Origin of the sequence: Streptomyces kurssanovii (assembly GCF_040677245.1) — a bacterium.
In the GTDB taxonomy this organism is placed as follows: Bacteria; Actinomycetota; Actinomycetes; order Streptomycetales; family Streptomycetaceae; genus Streptomyces; species Streptomyces kurssanovii.
In genome coordinates this window covers 18,527-41,776 of the sequence record NZ_JBFAQK010000048.1, presented here as the reverse complement: position 1 = coordinate 41,776, position 23,250 = coordinate 18,527, and the positions used below count along the sequence as shown (strand labels likewise).

Genomic DNA, 23,250 nt, shown 5'->3' with positions numbered 1-23,250 from the left:
GCTCACCGGGGCAGGGCGGCGAGACCCGACACCAGCAGGGACGTGAACCGCCGCGCCCACTCGGCGTCCACCGGCTGCGCGCTCACCAGCGCCCGGTGGACCACCGCGCCGGCGACCACGTCGAAGATCAGGTCCGTGTTGCGGGCTTCCGCCTCGGGGTCGTCCTCGTACGGAAGCTCGCCGCGGGCCTGAGCGCGTTCCCGGCCCTCGACGACGAGCCGCTTCTGCCGCTCGACGATCGCCGACCGTATGCGTGCCCGCAGCGCCTCGTCGCAGGTGGACTCCGCGACGACGCCCATCAGGGCCGTCTTGGTCTCGGGCTGCCCGAGCAGTTCGGCGAACTGGAGCACCACACCCTCCACGTCCGCGACCAGGCTGCCGCGGTCGGCGAGCTCGAGCTCGTCGAAGAGGACGGCCACCGCGTCGACGACCAGCTCGTTCTTGTTCGCCCAACGGCGGTACAGCGTGGTCTTGGCGACCCCCGCCCGCGTGGCGACGTCCCCCATGGTCAGTTTCGACCACCCCAGCTCGACGAGGGAGGCGCGGGTCGCCTCCAGGATCGCCGTATCGGCCTCGATGCTGCGAGGCCGTCCCGTACGACCCGTACGTGGTGCTTCGGGGTAGGTGCTGCTGGACATGCCCGCGACCATACCCGCCGGTAAGGAGAAAGGCGGCTGTGAGGCAGCTCACCGGAAAATGCTTCACACCGCCGGACCCACGCAGATACGCTACGACCCGTAGCGAAAGCCATGACCGGCTCGTCGCGACAACCACAGGCGCCTTGGTGGGGACCCGGCGCCGACATCTCGGAATCGCAGGACCGGCCGCGGAGTCGAACACGGTCGACGGAGGGGTCGCACCCTCGGGCCGTCTGCCGGCGGCAGCGGCGGGCGGCTTTTCATTTGTGCGCGCGGAAGGGGGAGGATGTACTCATGCAGCCTAGGAACATGTCCATGAGCGGCGTCGTCGACCTCGCCGCGGTGAAGGCGGCCAACGAGGCCAAGGCGAAGGCGGAGCAGGCGCGGGCCGAGGCCGCCCGTCAGGGCGGCGGCCAAGCCGTGTCCCCTGCCGGCCTGGTGATCGACACCGACGAGGCGAGCTTCGAGCGCGACGTCCTCCAGCGCTCCACCGAGGTCCCGGTCGTCATCGACTTCTGGGCCGAGTGGTGCGAGCCGTGCAAGCAGCTCGGCCCGCTGCTGGAGCGCCTCGCCACGGAGTACAACGGCCGGTTCGTTCTCGCCAAGGTCGACGTCGACGCCAACCAGATGCTGATGCAGCAGTTCGGGATCCAGGGCATCCCCGCGGTGTTCGCGGTGGTGGCCGGCCAGGCGCTGCCCCTCTTCCAGGGCGCCGCGCCGGAGGCGCAGATCCGCCAGACGCTGGACCAGCTGGTGCAGGTGGCCGAGGAGCGCTTCGGCCTCACCGGCATCGCGGTCGACCCGGACGCCTCGGGCGAGACCGCTCAGGCCCCCGTCCCGGCCGGCCCTTACGACGCACTGCTGGAAGCGGCCGTGCAGGCCCTGGACGCGGGCGACTTCGGTGGCGCGGTCCAGGCGTACAAGAACGTGCTGTCCGACGACCCGGGCAACACGGAGGCGAAGCTCGGTCTCGCGCAGGCCGAACTCCTCGGCCGGGTAAAGGACATGGACCCCCAGAAGGTCCGCGACGCCGCTGCCGCCGACCCGGCCGACGCCTCGGCGCAGATCGCCGCCGCGGACCTGGATCTCGTCGGCGGTCACGTCGAGGACGCCTTCGGCCGGCTCGTGGAGACGGTGCGGCGCACCGCCGGGGACGAGCGCGACGCGGCGCGGGTGCGGCTGCTGGAACTCTTCGAGGTGGTCGGTCAGGACGACCCGCGGGTGACGGCGGCCCGGCAGGCGCTCGCGCGGGTGCTCTTCTGACGACTCCTGTGATGTCGCTGATGTTTCGGCGGCTTCTCACCGGGCCCCCGCCGGACGTTCATTGACAGCCGTTATGACAAGGGTGTCCTGAGGATGGCGTTCTGACGGATTTGCGGCGGTGGCGCTGACACGGCGTCACCGCCGTTTTGGCGACACAGTGACAAAACGCGGCTCGGCTTTGCCAAAACTTGGCAATCGGGTCCCCGGGTTACTCCGAGTACAGCAACGCCCTTGTTCTGTCCGGTTATCGATGGCTATCGCCCTCTGTGTCGGCGGTCCGGACGGCACCCAGCGTGCTCGCGCGACATCGCGCGGTCGTGGCGTGGTTATCAGGCCGTTACTAGCCAGTAACGAACCCCCTTGTGCCCTGGCGTGGAATGGACCACGATCGGCGACGCTCGGTCCAATACCGCACCAGCCCGGCTTCCAGTCGTGCCGCGGCCCATTGGGTCCCCACCGGGCCGATCGGCGTCAGTGGCGCCGGTCGCGGACAGGGGGGTTCCTGCCACAGAACGGCAGGGCCTGTCCGGCAGGTTGTGCGTGACGAGTCAGGCGCGACCAGTGGTTGTCGCTCGGGGGTGATCGCCGGTGTTCTTCGGACGCACGTCGCGCCTGGAGACCAGGCGCTCTCCTTCCCGAGGACGTAGCACTTCTCCCATCCCAGGACGGGCCCGCGGGTCCGGACCGGAGATGTACGTCCGAGAAGGAGGAAAGTCATGGAGTCTATGGCTCGCGGTGGAACCAGATGGAAGCGGTTCGCCCTGGTCATGGTGCCGAGCGTGGCCGCGACGGCTGCGATAGGCGTCGGCCTGGCACAGGGGGCGCTCGCCGCGTCCTTCGCGGTGTCCGGCCAGGAGTTCAAGGTCACGGCCGGAAAGCTCGTCGGAACCGGGTTCTCCCAGTACGGCGGCGTCGACATGGGGTACAAGGACCTCAAGGGTGACGAGAAGGTCGCGCACCCCGTCGCGATCTCGACGTTCAAGAACGCGTCGATCACCAAGATGTGCCAGTCGGTCGTCACCGACGTCCCGTTCGTCGGCAAGATCACGCTGAAGCTGACGGCCGGCGACAAGGGCACGGACGTCAAGGCCGAGAAGCTCTACCTGGACGTGTCCGAGCTGGACGCGAACGCCAGGTTCGAGAACATCGACATCGGCGTCGCGGCCAAGGACACGGACAACCCGGAAGGTGGCCCCGGCCCCGCGGGCAAGGGCCCGGCGGTCAAGGACACCTCGATCCTGCCCAACGGGTTCGCGCAGCAGGCCGACCGGGCGGTCCTGACCGACGTCGAGCAGAAGGCGTGGGCGACGACCGCCGGCACCTTCGAGCTCAGCGGTCTGAGCATGCGCCTGCACAAGGGCGACGGCCCCAAGGTCGAGTGCTACTGACGGTAGCCCCGTCCGGGCGGGCGGGTGAGACTCTGGCAGCTTCGCCCGCCCGCCACTCTCTTCACACAGCAACGCCAGTACCAGGGAGCTGTTTTCCATGAGCGCCGAGACTGCAGTGTCACAGGGGCGGGACGAGCACTACATCCGCGTCCTTCGGCGGAACTTCCGTACCTGGCGGGGACAGCGGCCCTTCTGGGCGGGGCTGCTGACCCTGCTCGGCGGGATCCCCATCGCCTACTTCCCGTATGCGACCTTCAAAATCGGCCACATGAACCTCGCGATGCAGACGACGGCGGGGGCCGGCTCGCTGATCATCGGCGTCCTGCTGGTCACGCTGGGTCTCACGATGTGGTTCCAGCACATCGTACGGGTGTTCGCGGGCGTCGCCACGATTCTCCTGGCGCTGGTCTCCCTTCCGATCGCCAACCTGGGCGGCTTCGTCATCGGCTTCGTCCTGTCCCTCACGGGCGGCGCGCTCTCGCTGTCTTGGGTGCCCGGCAGGCCCGCGAACGCCGACGAGACGCCCGCCGTCCAGCAGGCCGCGCCCGACAGTCCCGCCGTTCCGGAGCAGCGTGACGGCTTCGGCGCGGACACGCACGAGACATCCATCGAAGGCAACGGCGGGAGGAACAGTGCCGGGTGACGTGACACCACCGCTGACCGCGGACGCGGGCGGCGACGGCTCGCGGGAGAGAAAGGGGCCGCGCCACGCCGCGCCCAGGAAGTCCCTGTTCCACAAGTTCCAGATGCCCGCGAGCAAGGCGATAGCCTTGGCCGCGATGCCCACCGCCGTGTTCGTCGGCATGGGGCTCACTCCGAAGCTGGCCCTGGCCGACGACAAGGACATCCCCTTCGCTCCCGGCCCGTGCGTGACCCGCTCCGACGAGCCGTCGGAGTCACCGTCACCATCGGCGTCGGAGTCGGCGAAGCCGTCCGAGTCACCGTCCCCGTCGGACACGGCCGATCCGGAGCCGACGCCCAGCGCCACGTCCGGAACGGGCGACGGGGCACAGGAGCCGAAGCCCGCCGAGAGCCCGTCCGCCTCCGCGGCCGGATCCGAGCAGGCGGCGCCCGCGCCCGAGCCGTCCCCGAGCCAGTCGACCAACCCGCTCGACCCGCTGGGTGTGGGCGACAAGGTCAAGGACCTCATCGACGGGATCGGCGACACGCTGAAGGGCGAGCCGTCCGAGACGCCGTCGCCGAGCGAGACCGCGACGCAGCCGGCCGAGGAACCTTCGGATGCGCCGTCGGAGGCACCGGCCGAGGAGCCCGCGGAGAAGCCCGCCGACGCGGTGGGCGACACGGTGGACGACACGGTCGACAAGACCAAGGAAGCGATCAAGGACGCGGCGGACAAGGCCGGCGCCGAGGTCGAAGAGCTGGACGAGGACGTCAAGGGACTCGACCCCAAGCAGGACGAGGCCATCCCGGACGGCGCCAAGCCGCGCTTCCCGTGCCCCACCCCGGACCCGGAGGCCCTGGCCGACGCCCAACTCGAGCCCGGCCGGCCGCTGCTCCCGGACGACCCGTGGATCCTCGAGAGCTCGATGCTCACGCTGACGGGTCTCGACTACCACGGCATCGTGGAGGTCAAGACCGGCAGCGGCAAGATCAAGAAGGTTCTGAAGTTCACCGCGACGGGCGTGGACATCAAGGACCTGCACCAGCTCGTGGTCGGCCCGAACGGCACGACCGCGCACGTCGAGGCCGCCAAGGGCTCCACCTCGACCATCCGCGACGGTGAAGTGACCATGTACACGGAGGAGCTGAAGGGCAACCTCTTCGGCATCATCCCGATCACCTTCAGCCCGGAGACCCCGCCGCCGCTGAACGTCCCCTTCGCCATGTTCACCGACGTGAAGGTCACCCAGGCCGGCCAGTTCGGCGGGACGCTGACGGTCCCCGGCCTGCACAACTACTTCACCGGCGCGAAGAGCTGAACCCCCGAACCACCGGGAGCCGCGAAAAAGGCTGTGGGCCGCACCCGTTCAGGGGGGTGCGGCCCACAGTCGTGCGGGCGGCGCGCGGCGGGGGACCGACGCTCTCTGAGATCATGCATGCATGGACATCAGGGATGTGTTGACCGACTACGCGAAGGTCGGCGGGGTGGGCATTCTCAGGCCGGGAGCCGCGCTCGACGACATCGCCGGCGTACTCGGTCCGCCCGTCGATGCCGACTACTTCCCGAACCCGAAGAAATCCTGGCCCCGGACCTTCGCTTACGGGGACGTGCGCCTGGAGGTCTGCCGCTGCCGAAGGATCAAGCAGGTGGCGCTCAGCACCTGGACCGACACCGTGGACGTGCCGAGCGGGCAGGGAGAGACGCGGACCATCGCGGCGACCATCACGTTCGCGGACCTCAAAGAGGTACTCGCGTCGGCCGGGACCGACTGGGAACTGTGGGAGCTCCCCGCGGTGAGAGATCAGTTCACCGTCATCGTCGGCGAGTACCCGCAGGACGTCCACTTCACCTTCCACGTCCCGGACCCCGACGCACCCGCCCGCGCCACGCTGCACAGCGTGATCTCGAAGGACGTCGAACACACCTGCCTCGCGGACTCTTAGAACGGACGAGGGCCGGTTCCGCGTTGGCGCGGACCGGCCCCCTCGGCAAACCACAGAGGGTCAGCCGCGACCGGCCTTCTGCTCGGTGATGATGTTCAGTGCGTCGATCAGGCGCTTCAGCTTGGGCGCGAAGTTCGTCGCGCACCCGAACTTCAGCGGCCGCCGCTTCTCACCCGGCTTGAGGTTCTCGTTGTACTTCTTGTTATTGGCGTCCTGGTTGAAGATCGTCATCGCATCTCTGGTCTTCGCGATCAGATCCTCGCGCATGGCGTCGTCATCGATGATGGTTTGAATGGTGGCCTTGACCTCGGCCTCGGTCGGGACCTTGCCGTTACTCATTCGGAGCGGGACGCCCATAATGCCACCCCGCTCGTGCGTGGTCTGGAGCCCGACCTCCGCACCGTTGAGCAGGTTGATGTGCGCGCCCCTCTTGGTGCACCAGTCCCCGCTGACGGGAGAGACATGCTTGATACCGCAGAACCTCTTCTTGCCGCCTGCGGCCTTCGCCGACAGGGCCCCCTTGGCGCCGGATGCGGCCTTCATGCTCTGGGCACCCGGGCTCTGCGCGGTACCCGGGTACAACTCCGCGGCGTCCGTTACACACTCGGCGATTTCCTCGCCCTTGCGGTACTTCTCGATGACGGTTTTGAGGTTCTTGAGGATCTTCTTGCCCCACTGGGCCTTCTCGAAGAACTTGGCGATACCGCTCACCACCGTCACGATCGCCTTGCCGATCGCGGGGATCTTCCCCACGATGACCGCGAGGCTCGCAACGTCCACCAGTGACCACAGGCAGCTCTCGATGTCGCCCTGCCCGAAGCAGCGCTTGACGTTGTTCACGCCGAGCACCTCGAGCAGGATCTCTCCGCCGTTCTCCTTCACCCAGTCGATGACGGACTTGTTCACTGCAGCCAGCGCTTCGCGGTAGTCGTCCACGCACTTCTGACCGCACTGGGAGAGCAGGATCGCCTCGTCGTCGGCGCTCAGGCCCGGCTCGCGCGGGCCTTCGGCACCCGTGTCACCGTTCTCCATCGCGGCCTTGCGGGCCTCTTCGAGCCGCTTGCGCTCCGCGGCCTCGGCGCGGTCGGCGCTGGCATCCGCGTCTTTGGCCGCTCCGTCGGCATTCTTCGCCGCGGTCTCGGCGGCGTCGGCGTCCTTCTCCGCCTGCGTCGCGGTGTTCCGGGCACTCGACGCGTCCTTCTCCGCGGCGCTTGCCGCGCCGCGGGCGCTGGACGCATCCCGCTCGGCCTCCGTGGCGTCGAGGTCGGCCGCGGCAGCCTCCGCCGCCGCGTCGTTCGCCGCGAAGCCCGCATTCATCGCGTCGACGCCCGCCTGCTGGTCGTACTTCTGGGCGTTGGCGTCGGCCTTCTTGGCGGCGGCTGCCGCCTTCGCCGCCTCGGCCGCGGATGCCCGCGCCGCCGCAACCGCCTGCAGTGCCTTCGCCGCGTCCGCCGCTGCCGCCGCCGCAGCCTGCGCCGCGATCTTGGCGTCACCCGCGGCCTTGTCGGCCAGCACCTTCGCTGCTGCCGCGGCCTTCGCGGCCTCGTCGGCCTTGGCCTTGGCCGCTGCCGCCTGTTGCTCGGCATGGGTCTTCGCGCTCTGGCCGACCAGTACGGCGAACGCGGCCGACACATCGGTCTCCTGGTACGGCGCTCCGATCGCGATCGCCTGGTCGGCCGCCTTGGTCACCGCGTTCGCCGCGTCGCGCGCGGCCGTGGCGGCCTGGGCCGCGGCAAAGGCGAAACCAGCGGTCTTCGCCGCCCACGCGGCCGTCTTCACGGCTTCCGACCGCGCGGCTGTCGCCTCCTGGCGTGCCTTGACCGCTGCGGCCTGAGCCTTCTTCGCTTCGGCCTCGGCGTTCTTTGCGTTCTGCCTGGCCGCGGCAGCGGCATCGATGGCCTCGGCCGCAGCCGCATGCGCAGTCGCTGCGGCGGAGTGGGTCGTCATGTAGGCCGACCACGCATTGTCCGCTGCCGCACGCGAGCGTGAGGCAGCGCCCTCGGCACGGGTCGCCGCGGCGCGCGCGTTGACCGCGGCATCGGACGCGTCGTTGGCCGCGGTTCGCGCCCGAGTGGCAGCGGCGGAGGCGTCATTGGCCGCACTGCGGGCATCGTTCGCCGCCTCGCGGGTCTCGGCCGCGGCACCGGTCCCCTTGGCCGCTGCGGCGGCAGCCTCAAGTGCCGCCGCACGCGACGCCGTGGCGTTCTTCTCGCGCTCAGCCTCGGCAGCCAGGTCGCGGGCCAGATACGCCTCTGCCTCGGCGTCCTCGGCCTCCTCGCGCTTCTGGGCGGCCAGTGCACCCGCGGTCTCGGCTGTGCCCCGGGCACGGCCCGCCGCGTCGCGCTCCGACTGTGCCCGCAGCTCAGCCGCGGCCGCCTTCTCCCGCTCGCGCGCCGCGTTGGCGCGTTCGGCAGCCGCGTTCGCCTTCTCCTTCTCCGCGATCTGGCGCTGCTTCTTCGCCTCGGCGGCGCCCGCCTGCGCGGTCTTCTCCGCCGCCTCAGCCGTCGCCTGTGCGTTCTTCGCCTTGGTGGCGTTGGCGGCGGCTTCCTTGGCCTGGGCGTCGGCGGCGGCAGCGGCAGCCTTCGCCTGGGCAGCGGCCTCCTGCGCGGCAGCCTTGCGGAACTCCGTCTGCAGGGCGTGCGACTGGGTCTTTGCCAGCGCCAGCAGGGCCTGGCTGTCAGCGGCTGTGGCCTTCGCCGCGTTGGACGCGGTCAGTGTGGTCTTCGCGGCCGCCTGAGCAGCGGCGTACGAGGCCTTCGCCACCTGTACCGACTGCTGCGCGTACATCAGACCGCGGCCGCGCGGGAGCTTGGCCGCATCGGAGATCGCCCACGCCGCGCTCTGCGACGCGGACGCTTTGTCCGAGGCGGTCTTGGCCGCGGCTACGGCCTTGTCGGCGATCGTCACCTGCGCGGCGGCAGCGTTGCGCGCGGCCGTGAGGTCCTTGGCGGCCTGGGTGAACACGGCCGGCTTCGGCTTGAGGATGCTGTTCGGCCGGGCTGACCAGTACTTCTGGAAGAACAGGATCTGGTCGGCCTGCCAGGCCTGCCGGATGGCCTCCACCATGGCGTCGGTGGCGACCCGGAGTTGCTTGTTGACCGCGCTTTCGGCGGTGATGATCTCGCCGCGCTGCTTGCTCTGGCCGGCGTACTCCGCCTCCCACTCGGTGTGGGCCTCGACGACGACACCGGTGAGCGCCCGGTAGTGGTCGACCGGGTTATTACTGTCACAGCCCGCCCAGGCGATCTTGAGCGATTCGACCTCGGCCCGGTACTCCGGGGAACCGGGTTCCGGGGCCTCCTTCAGGAAGCCACCGAAGCGGAGCACCGTGGCGACGTCGTTGGCCGACCCCGGCGAGCCGTTCTCGCCGTTGTGCAGGCCCACGACCTCGTCCCTGGCGAACGGCTTGTAGGCCGTGCCCCAGTCATCGCCCTCGGTGTTGAAGGCAGCTATGACCTCCTTGGCCTTGTCGAGGGACGACTTGCCCGGCCTGGGCGTCGGGTCGTCCCCGATCTTGTGGGAGAGCTCGCGCGCCCTTCGGGCGAAGGTGAGGATCTCCTCGCCGAATTCAGGGGCGTGGAATTCTCGGCCGCCGGAGCTGTTCGTGGACGCGTACGGCTTGTTGGTCTCGTTCAGCTTGCTCTGGCGGGCCTGGAAGGCGTCACCGTAGGCGCCGGCCGCCGCCTCGTCGCGTTCCCGGGCCTCACCCAGAGGTCCGGAGATCCAGTACCAGTTGTTCCATGCGGCCTTCACGTCCGCGTCCGTGCCCGACAGGGCAGTGTTGGCAGCCGCCTTCATTTCGGGGCCACCGTAGTGCACGACGCGTCCCACTCGGCAGCGGTCGTGGCGGGCGTCGGCGCCCAGACTGATCCTCAGTGTCCGCTTCCACGGATCGGTCGGATCGTCACCCGGTTCGTCGGCCTGGGCGGGCACCGCGTACATCAGGCCCGCCAGGATTGATGACGCGGTGAGCAGCGCCGTACCGGCGACTCCCCGTGCCCATGCTGCGTGCCGCGCACGCCCGCGTCTCGCCAGCAGTCTTCTTCGCACTTCTCAGCCTGTCTTCTCGGCAAAAGGTCGGCCCAGGAGGGAAGTACGCATGGCAGTGCCAGGGTGGCTGTCATATGTGACGAAGCGTCAACTGGTCTGCGATGAAGTGGATTCTGTGGCGCGCAGGTCAAGCGCGCGTCCCCCCGCCTTCCCCCCGAAGGCGGCTCGATCATTGCACGGCGATTCCCCTGTCGGAAGAAGCTTTTGGGGCGACAGTGGCTGGAGAGAGGCTTTTTACCGGAGCGACTCCGTCGGGCGGCGGATCGCGCCGGGCGAGATCGCGGGCGACATCGACCACGGGGCCGGGACGGTGACCGTTTCGGCTCGCGGCAGCGGGTTCGCCCGGGCGTGGGACGCGAAGGGTGTGGAAGTCACGACCTGACGCTGCGGGAGCCGGCGGTGCGTTCACCCAGACGTACGCCGGCCCGTGCCGGGCAGAGCTCGCCGCCGTCTCAGACGCTGTCCGTCGACGCCAGTGCGTGCCGGATCGCCGCCAGAGCCTCCTCGTCCGTCGCGTTGAGCTGACGTGCCGTGATCGCGAAGAGGCGGGCCTGTTCCGCGAGTTTCTCCTTGGAGTCGGCGATCGACGGGGGCGCGATGACCTGGGTGCCGGAGCCGCGGCGGGTTCTGACGAGGCCCGCGCTCTCCAGTTCGCGATACGCGCGGACCACGGTGTTGTTGGCGAGGCCGAGGTCGGAGGCGAGCTGGCGGACGGAGGGCAGCCGGTCGCCGTGGCGGAGCCGGCCGACGGAGATGAGGTCGGCGAGCTGGGCCCGGACCTGCTCGTAGGGCGGGACAGGTGCCGCGTGGTTGACGGTGATGCGGACGCTGTGCGCGGTCATGACCTCGCCTCCGTGTAGGCCTGGGGGAGCAGGAGCACGCCCAGGCAGTGGCAGCCGCTCAGAGCGGAGGTGAAGGCGGTGAGGGCCAGCGCCGTCAGGGCGAAGACCTTCGCGGCGCCCGCGCAGGACAGGCTCAGCACGACGACCGCCATCGTGAACGAGACGGCGAAGAGCGGGGCCGTGACGAGCACTCCCCATGCGCCGACCGCCGCTCGTGCCTGGGTCCGGCGCTGGTCGTCCGTCTGGGAGCGCAAGGTCACGCGGCGCAGCAGCAGTGCGCAGGCGACGGTGCCGAGGGCCATGCCGCCCAGCGCCGGCCAGGCGTAGTAGAGGCCGGGCCAGGGGCCGAGCAGTTGGGATCCGGCCGTGCACTCGACGGCGAGCGCCCGTCCCGGGCGTCCCTTGGAGTCCGCCGAGGCCGTACTCGCGGCAATGACGACGAGCACCGTGAGGATCGCCGCCTGCGCGGCGAGGAACGCGGCCAGAGCGCGGGGCACGTGGTCGCGGACGCGGCGGGGTGTCACTTCGGCCACCCGTATCCAGCTGTGCCGCGGGCGGGCGATCAGATCGGCCGCCAGTACTCCGGCCATGACGCACAGGCCGAACGCGGGGAAGGCGTAGAGGAGTTGGACGTCCGGCTCCGGACTGAAGTCGACGAGTACGCCGACCGCGACGCCGGCGCCCGCGCCCGCCCATCGGACGGGGGTGTCGATCCACGTGCGCCAGGTGCCTTCCGCCGTCGAGGCAGCAGACATGCCGACCACCTTTCTCCGTCCGTCGGGTGTATCAAGGTGGTGACACAATTGCCCAGCTCCCGGACTGTGTCAAGGAGTTGATACGCCCGGTCCGGGGTCCGGGGAGGGTGGCGGCGCCCGGACGCACGACGGCGGCCCCCCGGCCGTGAGGTCGGGGGGCCGCCTGTGGGCAGGGGAGTGGGGTCAGCCGCGGGCCTCGCCGCCGAGGTGGTGCACCCGCACCATGTTCGTCGTGCCCGGGACGCCCGGAGGCGAGCCGGCCGTGATCACCATGACGTCACCCGCGTTGTAGCGCTGGAGCTTGAGCAGCTCCGCGTCGACGAGTTCGACCATCGCGTCCGTCGTCTCCACGAAGGGCGCGAGGAAGGACTCCACGCCCCAGCTCAGCGTCAGCTGGTTACGGGTGGACTGGTCCGTCGTGAAGGCGAGGATGGGCTGCTCCGCGCGGTAGCGGGACAGGCGGCGGGCCGTGTCACCGGACTTGGTGAACGCGATCAGCGCCTTGCCGCCCAGGAAGTCCGCGATCTCGGCGGCCGCGCGGGCGACCGAACCGCCCTGGGTGCGGGGCTTCTTGCCGGGGACCAGGGGCTGGAGGCCCTTGGAGAGGAGCTCCTCCTCTGCGGCGGTGACGATCTTCGACATCGTCTTGACCGTCTCGATCGGGTACGCGCCGACCGACGACTCCGCGGAGAGCATGACCGCGTCCGCGCCGTCCAGGATCGCGTTCGCGACGTCGGACGCCTCGGCGCGGGTGGGGCGGGAGTTGGTGATCATCGACTCCATCATCTGGGTCGCCACGATCACCGGCTTCGCGTTGCGGCGGCACAGTTCGATGAGGCGCTTCTGCACCATCGGCACGCGCTCGAGCGGGTACTCCACCGCGAGGTCGCCGCGGGCCACCATCACGCCGTCGAAGGCCATGACGACGTCTTGCATGTTCTCGACCGCCTGCGGCTTCTCCACCTTGGCGATGACGGGGACGCGGCGGCCCTCCTCGTCCATGACCTTGTGGACGTCCTTGACGTCGCTCGCGTCACGGACGAAGGAGAGGGCGACCATGTCGCAGCCCATGCGCAGTGCGAAGCGCAGGTCCTCGACGTCCTTCTCGGAAAGGGCCGGGACGTTGACGGCCGCGCCGGGCAGGTTGATGCCCTTGTGGTCGGAGATCACGCCGCCCTCGACGACGATCGTCTTGACCCGCGACCCGTCGACCTCGACGACCCGCAGTTCGACGTTGCCGTCGTTGATCAGGACCTGGTCGCCCTTGGAGACGTCACCGGGCAGGCCCTTGTAGGTCGTCCCGCAGATCGACTTGTCGCCGGGGACGTCCTCGGTGGTGATGGTGAACTCGTCGCCGCGGACCAGTTCGACCGGTCCCTCGGCGAAGGTCTCCAGGCGGATCTTGGGGCCCTGAAGGTCGGCCAGCACGCCAACGGCGTGGCCGGTGTCCTCGCACACCTGGCGGACGCGGTGGTACCGCTCCTCGTGGTCGGCGTGGGTCCCGTGGCTGAAGTTGAAGCGGGCCACGTTCATACCGGCCTCGATGAGCGCTTTCAGCTGCTCGTATGAGTCGACGGCGGGGCCCAGTGTGCAGACGATTTTGGAACGGCGCATAAGGCGGATCCTATCGGTTTGTTTCCCTGCGGAATATTCCGTCTGGTGGAATGTACAAATGGGCGCCGGCCCGCTCAGGCGTTCAGCCTTCCGGCCTTCCAGCGCTTCAGGCTGTCGGGCTGTCGGGCACCCCCTTCTTCACGTCTCCCGTCACCAGCTCGAAGGTCTGTCGCGCGATCTCGAGCTCCTCGTCCGTCGGCACGACGGCGACCGCCACCCGTGCGTACTCCGGCGAGATCAGCCGCGCCGCGTCCGACCGGGCGGCGTTCAGCCCGGCGTCCACCACGAGGCCCATCTCCTCCAGACCCGCGAGAGCAGCCTCTCGCACCGGGGCGGCGTTCTCGCCGACACCCGCCGTGAACGCCACCGCGTCCACCCGCCCGAGCACCGCGTAGTACGCGCCGATGTACTTCTTCAGCCGGTGGACGTAGATGTCGAACGCCAGCCGCGCCCGCTCGTCGCCCTCGTCGATCCGCCGGCGGATCTCCCTCATGTCGTTGTCCCCGCACAGGCCCACCAGACCGCTCTTCTTGTTGAGCAGTGCGTCGATCTCGTCGGTGCTCATGCCGGCGACGCGCTTCAGGTGGAAGGTCACCGCCGGGTCGATGTCACCGGAGCGCGTACCCATCACGAGACCTTCCAAGGGGGTCAGCCCCATCGAGGTCTCCACACACCGGCCACCGGCCACCGCGGACGCGGAGGCGCCGTTGCCCAGGTGCAGCACGATGACGTTCACCTCCGACGGGTCCTTGCCGAGCAGCGCCGCGGTGGCCCGCGAGACGTAGGCGTGCGAGGTGCCGTGGAAGCCGTAGCGGCGGATACGGTGCGCGTCCGCGGTCTCGACGTCGATGGCGTACCGGGCGGCCGCCTCCGGCATCGTCGTGTGGAAGGCGGTGTCGAAGACGGCGACCTGGGGGAGGTCCGGGCGCAGCGCCCGGGCCGTGCGGATGCCGGTGATGTTCGCGGGGTTGTGCAGCGGCGCGACCGGGACGAGGCGCTCCACCTCCGCGATCACCTCCTCGGTGATCACGGTCGGGGCGTGGAACTTCAGACCGCCGTGCACCACCCTGTGGCCGATCGCGGCGAGCGCGGGGGAGTCCAGTCCGAGCCCGTCCTGCGTGAGCTCCTCGGACACCGCCTTGAGCGCCGCGTCGTGGTCCGCGATCGGGCCCGTGCGCTCGCGCCGCTCGCCGCCGCCCTCGAGGGGCGTGTGCACCAGCCGCGAGGTCGCCTCGCCGATCCTCTCCACCAGACCGACCGCCAGCCGGGACGAGTCGCGCATGTCGAGCAGCTGGTACTTCAGCGACGACGAGCCGGAGTTGAGGACGAGGACGCGCGTGGGGGACTGCGGGGCGGTCATGCGGGGAGCTCCTGGGCCTGGGACTGGATCGCGGTGATCGCGACCGTGTTGACGATGTCGCTGACCAGGGCGCCGCGCGACAGGTCGTTGACCGGCTTGCGCAGGCCCTGGAGCACCGGACCGACCGCGACGGCGCCGGCCGAGCGCTGCACGGCCTTGTAGGTGTTGTTGCCGGTATTCAGGTCCGGGAAGATCAGGACCGTGGCCCGGCCGGCGACCTCGGAGTCCGGCAGCTTGGTGGCGGCGACGGAGGGCTCGACGGCGGCGTCGTACTGGATGGGTCCCTCGACGTGCAGGTCCGGGCGTGACGCGCGCACCAGCTTCGTCGCCTCGCGCACCTTGTCCACGTCGGCACCGGAGCCCGACGTGCCGGTGGAGTACGACAGCATCGCGATCCGCGGCTCCACGCCGAAGCGGGCGGCCGTCACGGCGGACTGCACCGCGATGTCGGCGAGCTGTTCCGCGTCCGGGTCCGGGTTGATCGCGCAGTCGCCGTAGACGAGGACCTCGTCGGCCAGGCACATGAAGAACACCGACGAGACGATCGACGCCTCCGGCTTTGTCTTGATGATTTCGAAGGCCGGGCGGATCGTGGCCGCCGTGGAGTGCACCGAGCCTGACACCATGCCGTCGGCCAGGCCCTTGTCCACCATCAGCGTGCCGAAGTAGTTCACGTCCGCCACCACGTCGTACGCCAGCTCGACCGTCACGCCCTTGTGGGCGCGCAACTGCGCGTACCGCTCGGCGAAGGGCTGACGCAGTTCGGACGTGTGGGGGTCGATCAGCTGGGCGGCCGACAGGTCGATGCCGAGGTCGGCGGCCTTCTTGCGGATGACCTCGGTGTCGCCGAGGAGCGTCAGGTCGCACACGTCGCGGCGGACGAGCACGTCGGCCGCGCGCAGCACCCGCTCCTCCGTGCCCTCCGGCAGAACCACCCGGCGGCGCTGCGCTCGGGCCTGCTCCAGCAGTTCGTGCTCGAACATCATCGGGGTGACCCGGCCGCTGCGGGCCACCGCGAGCCTGGCCAGCAGGTCCCCGGTGTCCACATGACGCTCGAAGAGGCCGATCGCGGTCTCCGCCTTGCGCGGCGTGGAGGCGTTCAACTTGCCTTCCATCGCGAACAGTTCCGCCGCGGTCGGGAAGCTGGTCCCCGTCACGGAGACGACCGGGGTGCCGGGCGCGAGGCGGGCCGCGAGGGTGAGGATCCCCTCGCTGGGGCGCTCGTTCAGCGTCAGCAGTACGCCCGCGATGGGCGGCGTGCCCGCGGAGTGCGCGGCGAGCGCGCCCACGACCAGGTCGGCACGGTCGCCCGGGGTGACGACGAGGCAGCCGGGGGTCAGGGCGGGCAGGAAGCTCGGGAGCATCGCGCCGCCGAAGACGAAGTCGAGGGCGTCCCGGGCGAGCCCCGAGTCGTCGCCGAGGAGGACCGTGCCGCCCAGGGCGTGCGTGATCTGGGCGACCGTGGGGGCGGCGAGCGCGGGCTCGTCGGGGAGCACGTAGCAGGGGACGGGGAGGCGGGCCGCGAGCCGCTCGGCTATGCCGGCCCGCTCGTCGGGGGCGACCCGGTTGGCGACCATGGCGAGGACGTTGCAGCCGAGGGCCTCGTAGGCGCGGAAGGCGTTGCGCGTCTCCGCCCGTACGGACTCCGGGGTCTGGCCCTTGCCGCCCACCACCGCGATCACGGAGGCGCCGAACTCGTTGGCGAGCCGGGCGTTGAGCGCCAGCTCGTCCGGGAGCTGGGTGCCCGCGTAGTCGGTGCCGAGGACCAGGACCACCTCGTACTCCCTGGCCACCGCCAGAAAGCGCTCGACCAGACGGGAGACCAGTTCGTCGGTGCCCCGCTCCGCCTGGAGCGCGGCAGCCTCGTCGTAGTCCATGCCGTAGACGGAGGCGGGGTCCTGGGAGAGGCGGTAGCGCGCCCGCAGCAGCTCGAAGAGCCGGTCGGGGCCGTCGTGGACGAGGGGGCGGAAGACGCCCACCCGGTCCACCTGGCGGGTCAGGAGCTCCATGACCCCCAGCTCGACCACCTGCCGGCCGTCTCCGCGGTCGATCCCGGTCACGTAAACGCTGCGCGCCACGCGTACTCTCCCGTCCAAGTCCATGGGTGCGATCCGGGGCGTACCCCGGCCCCCCGCCGCTTCGCCGGCCCGCCCGGGGCTCCGCCGTACGGACGGCGGAACCGGGCGCGCCGAAAGGCCGCTCGGGGCGGCAATGCCCTCTTGACAATACCTCCGCGGGTGGCTAGGGCGCCCGCCGGGCGAGAACGGCGGCGCCGACGGCCGCGAGCGGCGCGGAGTAGCAGGGAGCGCGGGCGTTCCCCCGCCCGTGGGACAATCGGATGTGGGCTCACAAGGACCACTGACGAGCAGGAGACACAGCACGATGCGCATCGGAGTGCTCACCGCAGGCGGAGACTGCCCGGGTCTGAACGCAGTGATCCGGTCGGTCGTGCACCGTGCCATGACGGGTCACGGCGACGAAGTCATCGGTTTCGAGGACGGTTTCAAGGGCCTCCTCGACGGCCACTACCGTCCGCTCGACCTCAACGCCGTCAGTGGCATCCTCGCCCGCGGCGGCACGATCCTCGGCTCCGCCCGCCTCGAGCGCGGCCGGCTGCGCGAAGCGGCGGAGAACGCGGCGGAGTTGGCGAAGCAGTACGGCATCGACGCCCTCATCCCGATCGGCGGCGAGGGCACGCTCACCGCGTCCCGGATGCTGTCGGAGGCGGGGATGCCCGTCGTCGGCGTGCCGAAGACCATCGACAACGACATCTCCTCCACCGACCGCACCTTCGGTTTCGACACCGCCGTCATGGTCGCCACGGAGGCCATCGACCGGCTGAAGACCACCGCCGAGTCGCACCAGCGGGTCATGGTCGTCGAGGTCATGGGCCGGCACGCCGGGTGGATCGCCCTGGAATCGGGCATGGCCGGCGGCGCGCACGGCATCTGCCTGCCCGAGCGGCCCTTCGAGGTGGACGACCTCGTCAAGATGGTCGAGGAGCGCTTCGCCCGCGGCAAGAAGTTCGCGGTGATCTGCGTCGCGGAGGGCGCGCACCCCGCCGAGGGCTCCATGGAGTACGCGAAGGGTGAGATCGACCAGTTCGGCCACGAGCGCTTCCAGGGCATCGGCAACCGGCTCGCCGCCGAGCTGGAGCGCCGGCTCGGCAAGGAGGCCAAGCCGGTCATTCTCGGCCACGTCCAGCGAGGCGGCACGCCCACGGCGTACGACAGGGTGCTCGCGACCCGCTTCGGGTGGCACGCGGTGGAGGCCGCGCACCGGGGCGAGTTCGGCATGATGACCGCTTTGCGTGGTACGGACGTGAAGATGGTGCCACTGGCGCACGCGGTCACCCGGCTGAAGACCGTCCCGGCGGACCGGATGTTCGAGGCGGAGTCCGTCTTCTGAGGATTCGCCCCGGCCGAGCGGCCTTGATCGTCCCCCCGTGGCGATCAAGGCCGTTCGGCGTTTCCCCCGCCGGTGGTTGGCGAAGACCACTCTTGAGTTACCCGCCGCCGCTCGCAAGGCTGTTCCCTGTCCGGGACGTGTCCCACCTTGTCCCAGCAGGTGGGCGGCAGAGGGGGAGCAGCGAATGGACGTCGCCGGGAGCGGTGCTCCGGATCCGGAGCGGGTGCGCGACCCTGCCGAGTTCGTCGCCGCGATGCAGGCGCTCAAGGACCGGTCGGGCCTGACCTACCGGGAGTTGACGTCCCGTGCGGAAGCGGTCGGGGACGTGCTGCCGCGTTCCACCGTCGCCAACATGCTCGGCCGCACCACGCTCCCGCGCGAGGAACTCGTCGCTGCGTTCGTGCGGGCCTGCGGGGCGGGACCGGGCGAACTCGACGCGTGGCTGCGGGTACGCAAGGAGCTGACCCGCCGCGAGCGGCCGGCGGTGGCGGCCCCGGAAGCGACGGGCACGGGACAGGGTGGACCGGCGCCGGCCCTCACGGAGTCCGGAAGCGAACCACGTTCCGGCACCGAAGCGGCGCCTTCCGCGGCGGAGCGGGTGTCATCCCGGCCGGGCGCCACCCCGCGTCCGGACGCGGGGTGGCCCGCGCCGTCCGGCCCACGGCGACGGCCCCGGGCGCTGCCGGCGGCGGTGGCGGCCGTCGTGATCGCCGCGGCGGTCACCGCGGCCGTGCCGTACTTCGGCGGCGGCTCGGAGGCGGACGCCGAGCCGCCCGGGGTGAGCGGGCCCGCTCCCGGACCGGTGCGGATACGGGCCGTGGACTCCGGGCTGTGCCTCGCGGAGCAGGGCGGGCAGAACGGCCAGCTCTACCAGCAGCCGTGCTCGCCGGACTCCGTCCCCAGGTTCTCCCTGAAACGGCTCGGGACGGACTGGCGGCTCGAGACCTTCCACACCACCTTCGGCTGGGGCTGCACCGGCGTCCAGGAGAAGTCCACCGAGGCCGGCGCGCCGGTGGAGGACCAGGAGTGCGGCAAACGCGGCCCGGCGGAGGCCTTCCGCGTGGAACCGGTGGGCAAGCCCGTACGCGGCTACCGGCTTCGCCCCGTCCACAGCGGCCTGTGTGCCGGGGTGGACGCCGCCGACAGCGAGAAGAAGGGCGCCGACATCCGTCAGCTCGCCTGCACCGACGACGGCACGGGCCAGCTGTTCTCGTTCGACCCGAGGCCCGGGCGATCCTAGGGTCCTTCGTTCGGATCCGGCGTGATCCGAACGAGAGGCCCTAATGCTGAGGGCCGCGGGCCAGCTCCCAGAAGTGGTCCACGATCCGGTCGAGGAACTCGCGTCCCGGCTCGCCCGTGTCGTCGGAGGCCGCGCCCCAGCTCAGCGTGGCCACCATCCGGGACTGGTAGTCGGCGTGCAGTTGCTGGAGGACGTCCTGGAGATGGCCGCGTTCCAGCGGCAGCATCTTGCCCACCGGGCGCACGTACGCCTGCCAGCGTGAGGTCACCGCGTCCCGCAGCAGTTCGGCCAGGTCCTTGTCGCGGCCGGTCGCGGCGAGCAGTTCCCGGGGCGCCAGGCCGAGCGCCCCGGCGAGTGCCGCGGTCTGCCGCTCGTTGCCCCGCCATCTGCCCGACTCCTCCATCCGCAGATAGGCGGAGGCGTCCATGCCGAGCCGCCGGGCCAGCTCGTCGGGCGCGAGACCGCGGGCGATCCGGTGTTCGCGCAGGCTCGTCGCGGTGGAGAGAAGCTCGCCCGGTGAGCACCACAGCACGCCGGCCAGCGCGGTCAGCTCCCGGGTGCCGGGGACGGCGAGTCCCCGCTCCCATGCCGTCACGGTTTCGGGGGTGACCGGCAGCCCGTACTGGGCCCGCAGCCCGTACGCCACATGACCTGGAGCCATACCCAGGGCCTCGCGCAGTCGGCGCGCGGCGGGGGCGTTGAACGGAGGGGAGGGGTTGTGCTGCACGCGCACAACCTAGGGGCGGCAGTGGCCCCCTGACTACGGTGCGTACACCCAAAGACACGGCTTGTCGAAAGCTCCGACCTGATCAGGCGCCCGCACCGTCTGGACGGCCATGTCCGGGCCGGTGGGGAGTGGGTCACCGCGGTTACCGGGCGGTTCCGCGACGCCGGGAGCGTACCCCGCCGCCGAGCGGGCGGGCCGTGGCGTCACGGGCGCGTCCGTCACCCCTTCACCGCCCCGCCCAGCGCGAAGCCGCCGCCCAGCCTGCGGGAGATCAGGATGTACAGCACCAGCACCGGCGCCGAGTACAGCATCGAGAACGCCGCGAGCTGTCCGTAGACGACCGAGCCGTAGTTGCCGAAGAACGTGAAGATCGAGACGGACGCCGGCAGTTGCTCAGGGCTCAGCAGCAGCATGAAGGGGACGAAGAAGTTCCCCCAGAGCATGATGAACGTGTAGATCGTCACCACCGTCACGCCGGGGCCCATCAGGGGCAGTACCACCCGCGTCAGTGTCTGCAGGTTCGACGCCCCGTCCGTCCACGCGGCCTCCTCCAGAACCACCGGGACGCCGTCCATGAAATTCTTCATCAGCCAGACGGCGAAGGGAAGTTGGGCGGTGGCCAGGAACAGCGCCGTGCCGTACATCGTGTCGATCAGATCGACTTGCACGAACAGGCCGTACACCGGGACCATGATCGCGGTGATCGGCAGACAGGTCGTGAACAGGATGGCCAGCAGGTACGAGCGGCCCCAGCGCGACCGGTGGCGCGAGAGCGGATAGGCGGCCAGCGCCGCGCACACCACGGAGACCACCGTCGCGCCGCCGCACAGCAGCAGGCTGTTGAGCATCGGCGTGAACGTGATCTCGTCGGTGAGCACCGCGTCGAAGTTGTCGGCCGTGACCGACGAGGGGACCCGCAGCCGTAGATCCGCCTCCGCGTCCACGGAGGCGAGGACCAGCCACAGCAGCGGCACCGCGAACGCCGCCGCGGTCACCAGCAGCGCCGTGTCGGCGGCGAGGCGCGCCCGGGCCGCGCGGCGCATCACAGCTCCACCTTCATCAGCCGCAGATAGACGACCGAGAACAGCGACCCCACCAGCAACAGCAGCAGCGCCACCGCCGTGCCGTAGCCGATCAAGGACTTGAGGAACGCCTGGTCGTACATGAACACCGGCAGGGTCTGGCTGCGGTTGCCCGGCCCGCCGCGGGTCATCGCCCAGATCAGGCCGAAGACCGAGAGGGTCGAGAGGGTGTTCAGCATCAGGTTCGTGCCGATGGAGCGCCGGATCATCGGCAGGGTGATGTACAGGACGCGGCGCGGGCCGGACGCCCCGTCGACCTCGGCGGCCTCCGTCACCTCACGCGGGATCTCCGACAGCGCCGCGGAGTAGATGAGCATCGAGAACGCGGTGCCGCGCCACACATTGGCGAAGGACACCGCCAGGATCGGCAGGGTGAACAGCCAGTTCTGCGACGGAAGATGCAGCCAGTCGAGGATCGCGTTCAGCGTGCCCTCGCGCCGGAAGAAGGTGTAGAGCAGGAACGCCGCCACGATCTCCGGCAGCACCCACGCGGTGATCACCAGGGTTCCCGTGAGGGTACGCACGGGCCGGGACGCGGCACGCATCAGACCGGCGAGGGCCAGGCCCAGGGTGTTCTGGCCGACGATCGCGGACACGAAGGTGAAGACGAGGGTCAGCCCGACGGCGTTGCGGAAGTCGTCGTCGGCGAAGGCGCGGCGGAAGTTGTCCCATCCGACGAACTCGGACCCCGCCTGGCCCGTGAGCTGGGTGTCGGTGAAGGCGATCCACACGCAGTAGCCGATCGGGCCGGCGAGGAACAGAAGCAGCAGGATGGTGGCGGGGGCGAGCGGTACCCACCGCCACCATCCCGTTCGGGGGGCGCTCACCGGTCGCTCACTTGGCGACGACGGCGCCGTCGGTGATGGTCCTCAGTTGTTCGTCGTACGCCTTCGCCGCGTCCGCCGCCGAGGCGTCCTGGGTGGTCACCTGCTCCATCGCCTCGCCGATCGCCGTCGAGACCTGCGGATACACGGGCAGCGCCGGCCGGTAGTGCGTGTACCGGACGAGGCCGGTGAAGAACTCGATGCCCGGCATGGAGCTCAGATAACGCGGATCGGCCGCCACGTCCTCGCGCACGGCGATCTGCGCGCCGACGACGCACCACTCTGTGGCGTTCTGCCTGGTCTGGAGCGTCTTCACGAACTCGAAGGCGAGGTCGGGGTTCTCGGCCTTCGCCGGGATCGACCACGCCCAGCCGCCCGACATCGACACCTTGCCCGGCGCCTGGCCGTGCTGGGTGGGCATCGGCGCCTGACCGAGCTTCTCGCTCCACTCGGGCCACTCCTTGGGGCCCTTGTTGATCCAGTTCTGGCCCATCCATGATCCGTCGAGCGAGATCGCGAGCTTGCCCTCCGGGAACCACTCGGTGGCGACGCGGGTGCCCACATTGGGGTCGAGCGCGTCGGAGACGTCCGGCCCCAGCTTCTCCTTGTAGACCGTGCCGACGAAATCGAGGGCGTCCTCGAAGCCCCGCGCTCCGGTCACCCACTTCCTGGCGGAGGGATCGTAGAGCGGGTCCTCGCCCGTGCCGTACAGCAGCATCTCGAAGCCCTGCATGACGGCCGCCTCGCCGGGGCCCTTGCCGGTGTAGACGTTGAGCGGGACGACGCCGGGGACCTTCTCCTTGACGGTGCGGGCGGCGTCGAGGATCTCCGCCCAGTTCTTCGGCGCCCAGTCGGCCGGGAGGCCCGCCTTCGCGAAGATCTCCTTGTTGAACCACAGGCCACGGGTGTCCGTGCCGTCCGGAATGCCGTACGTCTTGCCGTCCTCGGCCTTGGCGGCGGCCTTCGCCGTGTCGACGAACCGGTCCCACTGGTCCCAGCCGGCGAGCTGGTCGTCGAGCGGCTTCAAGTACCCGGCCTTGATGTCGGAGTTGATGCGGAAGGTGTCCTCGTAGACCAGGTCCGGCGCGGTCTTCGGGGAACGCATCATCTGCTGGGCCTTGGTGGCGTAGTCGTTGTCGGGTGCCTGGATCGGGACGAGCTTGACCTTCTTGCCCGGATTCTCCTTCTCGAACTGCCGCTTCACCGCCTCCAGATAGGCGTCCTTGAAGCGGATCTTGTTGTCCGTGGAACGGTTGTAGACGACCTCCACGGTGTCCGGGTCGCCGCCGGACCCGCTGCCGCAGGCGGTGAGGGTCGCCGCGAGGGCGGTGACAGCGATGGTGAGGGCCAGTGGGGCGGTGGGGCGCACGGGCACGACCTCCTCGGAGCCGGGGGCGCCGGGCAGGACTGCGGTCCGCTTGCTGCCGCGAGCGTGCTGCGGGGCGCGTGGGCTGCTGCCCGGTGACCGTATGACCGGTCAGTTGACAAAAGCAA

At 70.3% G+C, this 23,250-nt stretch carries 18 protein-coding genes; 7 read left to right on the top strand and 11 right to left on the bottom strand.

Annotated elements, in window-relative coordinates:
- Positions 1-2: 2 nt before the first annotated feature.
- The gene (locus tag AB0K36_RS26280; protein WP_364598964.1) at positions 3-650 is read right to left on the bottom strand and encodes a TetR/AcrR family transcriptional regulator; all 648 of its coding nucleotides are present in this window, start codon (positions 648-650) and stop codon (positions 3-5) included.
- A 282-nt stretch (positions 651-932) separates the two neighbouring features.
- On the opposite strand from AB0K36_RS26280, the gene AB0K36_RS26275 reads away from it, so the two are divergent.
- The 5 genes from AB0K36_RS26275 to AB0K36_RS26255 all read left to right on the top strand — a co-directional run bounded on the left by AB0K36_RS26275 (position 933) and on the right by AB0K36_RS26255 (position 5,854).
- Positions 933-1,901: a tetratricopeptide repeat protein gene (locus tag AB0K36_RS26275; protein ID WP_364598961.1), complete on the top strand. Its 969-nt coding sequence runs from the start codon at positions 933-935 to the stop codon at positions 1,899-1,901.
- A 716-nt stretch (positions 1,902-2,617) separates the two neighbouring features.
- Entirely contained in the window at positions 2,618-3,289 is a 672-nt protein-coding gene (locus AB0K36_RS26270; RefSeq protein WP_364598958.1) for a DUF6230 family protein, read from the top strand.
- A gap of 97 nt (positions 3,290-3,386) precedes the next feature.
- Positions 3,387-3,932, top strand: coding sequence for a DUF6114 domain-containing protein (locus tag AB0K36_RS26265; protein WP_364598955.1), 546 nt, complete (start codon positions 3,387-3,389; stop codon positions 3,930-3,932).
- Positions 3,922-5,229: a hypothetical protein gene (locus AB0K36_RS26260; RefSeq protein WP_435877934.1), complete on the top strand. Its 1,308-nt coding sequence runs from the start codon at positions 3,922-3,924 to the stop codon at positions 5,227-5,229. Before AB0K36_RS26265 ends, AB0K36_RS26260 begins: the two co-directional genes overlap by 11 nt.
- 121 nt (positions 5,230-5,350) lie before the next feature.
- Positions 5,351-5,854: a hypothetical protein gene (locus AB0K36_RS26255; RefSeq protein WP_364598950.1), complete on the top strand. Its 504-nt coding sequence runs from the start codon at positions 5,351-5,353 to the stop codon at positions 5,852-5,854.
- Between the two features lie 60 nt (positions 5,855-5,914).
- Here the strand turns inward: AB0K36_RS26255 and AB0K36_RS26250 are convergent, their stop codons facing one another.
- The 6 genes from AB0K36_RS26250 to pta all read right to left on the bottom strand — a co-directional run bounded on the left by AB0K36_RS26250 (position 5,915) and on the right by pta (position 16,553).
- Positions 5,915-9,796: an ALF repeat-containing protein gene (locus AB0K36_RS26250; protein WP_364598947.1), complete on the bottom strand. Its 3,882-nt coding sequence runs from the start codon at positions 9,794-9,796 to the stop codon at positions 5,915-5,917.
- Between the two features lie 560 nt (positions 9,797-10,356).
- Positions 10,357-10,746 (bottom strand): GntR family transcriptional regulator, encoded by a 390-nt coding sequence (locus AB0K36_RS26245; RefSeq protein ID WP_364598944.1) that lies wholly within the window; start codon positions 10,744-10,746, stop codon positions 10,357-10,359.
- Positions 10,743-11,501 (bottom strand): hypothetical protein, encoded by a 759-nt coding sequence (locus AB0K36_RS26240; RefSeq protein WP_364598941.1) that lies wholly within the window; start codon positions 11,499-11,501, stop codon positions 10,743-10,745. The genes AB0K36_RS26245 and AB0K36_RS26240 overlap by 4 nt, the downstream gene beginning before the upstream one ends.
- A 183-nt stretch (positions 11,502-11,684) precedes the next feature.
- Positions 11,685-13,115 (bottom strand): pyruvate kinase, encoded by a 1,431-nt coding sequence (gene pyk / locus AB0K36_RS26235; protein ID WP_364598938.1) that lies wholly within the window; start codon positions 13,113-13,115, stop codon positions 11,685-11,687.
- A gap of 106 nt (positions 13,116-13,221) precedes the next feature.
- Entirely contained in the window at positions 13,222-14,475 is a 1,254-nt protein-coding gene (locus AB0K36_RS26230; RefSeq protein WP_364598935.1) for an acetate kinase, read from the bottom strand.
- On the bottom strand, positions 14,472-16,553 hold the full coding sequence (gene pta, locus AB0K36_RS26225; protein ID WP_364598932.1) for a phosphate acetyltransferase: 2,082 nt from the start codon (positions 16,551-16,553) through the stop codon (positions 14,472-14,474). The genes AB0K36_RS26230 and pta overlap by 4 nt, the downstream gene beginning before the upstream one ends.
- A 304-nt stretch (positions 16,554-16,857) precedes the next feature.
- Between pta and AB0K36_RS26220 the strand changes: the two genes are divergently transcribed.
- Positions 16,858-17,883 (top strand): ATP-dependent 6-phosphofructokinase, encoded by a 1,026-nt coding sequence (locus AB0K36_RS26220; RefSeq protein WP_364598929.1) that lies wholly within the window; start codon positions 16,858-16,860, stop codon positions 17,881-17,883.
- A gap of 184 nt (positions 17,884-18,067) precedes the next feature.
- On the top strand, positions 18,068-19,123 hold the full coding sequence (locus AB0K36_RS26215) for a helix-turn-helix domain-containing protein (RefSeq protein ID WP_364598926.1): 1,056 nt from the start codon (positions 18,068-18,070) through the stop codon (positions 19,121-19,123).
- A gap of 40 nt (positions 19,124-19,163) precedes the next feature.
- Here AB0K36_RS26215 and AB0K36_RS26210 read toward each other — a convergent pair whose 3' ends face one another.
- From AB0K36_RS26210 to AB0K36_RS26195, 4 genes are all read right to left on the bottom strand, one after another.
- Positions 19,164-19,784, bottom strand: a complete 621-nt coding sequence (locus AB0K36_RS26210) for a helix-turn-helix domain-containing protein (RefSeq protein WP_364599003.1) — start codon at positions 19,782-19,784, stop codon at positions 19,164-19,166.
- Between the two features lie 284 nt (positions 19,785-20,068).
- Entirely contained in the window at positions 20,069-20,893 is an 825-nt protein-coding gene (locus AB0K36_RS26205; RefSeq protein WP_364598923.1) for a carbohydrate ABC transporter permease, read from the bottom strand.
- Positions 20,893-21,759 (bottom strand): carbohydrate ABC transporter permease, encoded by an 867-nt coding sequence (locus AB0K36_RS26200; protein ID WP_189471183.1) that lies wholly within the window; start codon positions 21,757-21,759, stop codon positions 20,893-20,895. Before AB0K36_RS26200 ends, AB0K36_RS26205 begins: the two co-directional genes overlap by 1 nt.
- A 7-nt stretch (positions 21,760-21,766) precedes the next feature.
- A complete protein-coding gene (locus AB0K36_RS26195) occupies positions 21,767-23,125 on the bottom strand; it encodes an extracellular solute-binding protein (RefSeq protein ID WP_364598919.1) in 1,359 nt (452 codons plus the stop codon).
- Positions 23,126-23,250 lie beyond the last annotated feature (125 nt).

Coding starts and splice junctions, on each gene's coding strand:
- AB0K36_RS26220 (WP_364598929.1), top strand. CDS start 16,858: ATGCGCATCGGAGTGCTCACCGCAGGCGGAGACTGCCCGGGTCTGAAC.
- AB0K36_RS26255 (WP_364598950.1), top strand. CDS start 5,351: ATGGACATCAGGGATGTGTTGACCGACTACGCGAAGGTCGGCGGGGTG.
- AB0K36_RS26280 (WP_364598964.1), bottom strand. CDS start 650: ATGGTCGCGGGCATGTCCAGCAGCACCTACCCCGAAGCACCACGTACG.
- AB0K36_RS26215 (WP_364598926.1), top strand. CDS start 18,068: ATGGACGTCGCCGGGAGCGGTGCTCCGGATCCGGAGCGGGTGCGCGAC.
- AB0K36_RS26245 (WP_364598944.1), bottom strand. CDS start 10,746: ATGACCGCGCACAGCGTCCGCATCACCGTCAACCACGCGGCACCTGTC.
- AB0K36_RS26275 (WP_364598961.1), top strand. CDS start 933: ATGCAGCCTAGGAACATGTCCATGAGCGGCGTCGTCGACCTCGCCGCG.
- AB0K36_RS26205 (WP_364598923.1), bottom strand. CDS start 20,893: ATGCGCCGCGCGGCCCGGGCGCGCCTCGCCGCCGACACGGCGCTGCTG.
- AB0K36_RS26250 (WP_364598947.1), bottom strand. CDS start 9,796: ATGTACGCGGTGCCCGCCCAGGCCGACGAACCGGGTGACGATCCGACC.
- AB0K36_RS26270 (WP_364598958.1), top strand. CDS start 2,618: ATGGAGTCTATGGCTCGCGGTGGAACCAGATGGAAGCGGTTCGCCCTG.
- AB0K36_RS26230 (WP_364598935.1), bottom strand. CDS start 14,475: ATGACCGCCCCGCAGTCCCCCACGCGCGTCCTCGTCCTCAACTCCGGC.
- AB0K36_RS26240 (WP_364598941.1), bottom strand. CDS start 11,501: ATGTCTGCTGCCTCGACGGCGGAAGGCACCTGGCGCACGTGGATCGAC.
- AB0K36_RS26265 (WP_364598955.1), top strand. CDS start 3,387: ATGAGCGCCGAGACTGCAGTGTCACAGGGGCGGGACGAGCACTACATC.
- AB0K36_RS26210 (WP_364599003.1), bottom strand. CDS start 19,784: ATGGCTCCAGGTCATGTGGCGTACGGGCTGCGGGCCCAGTACGGGCTG.
- pyk (WP_364598938.1), bottom strand. CDS start 13,115: ATGCGCCGTTCCAAAATCGTCTGCACACTGGGCCCCGCCGTCGACTCA.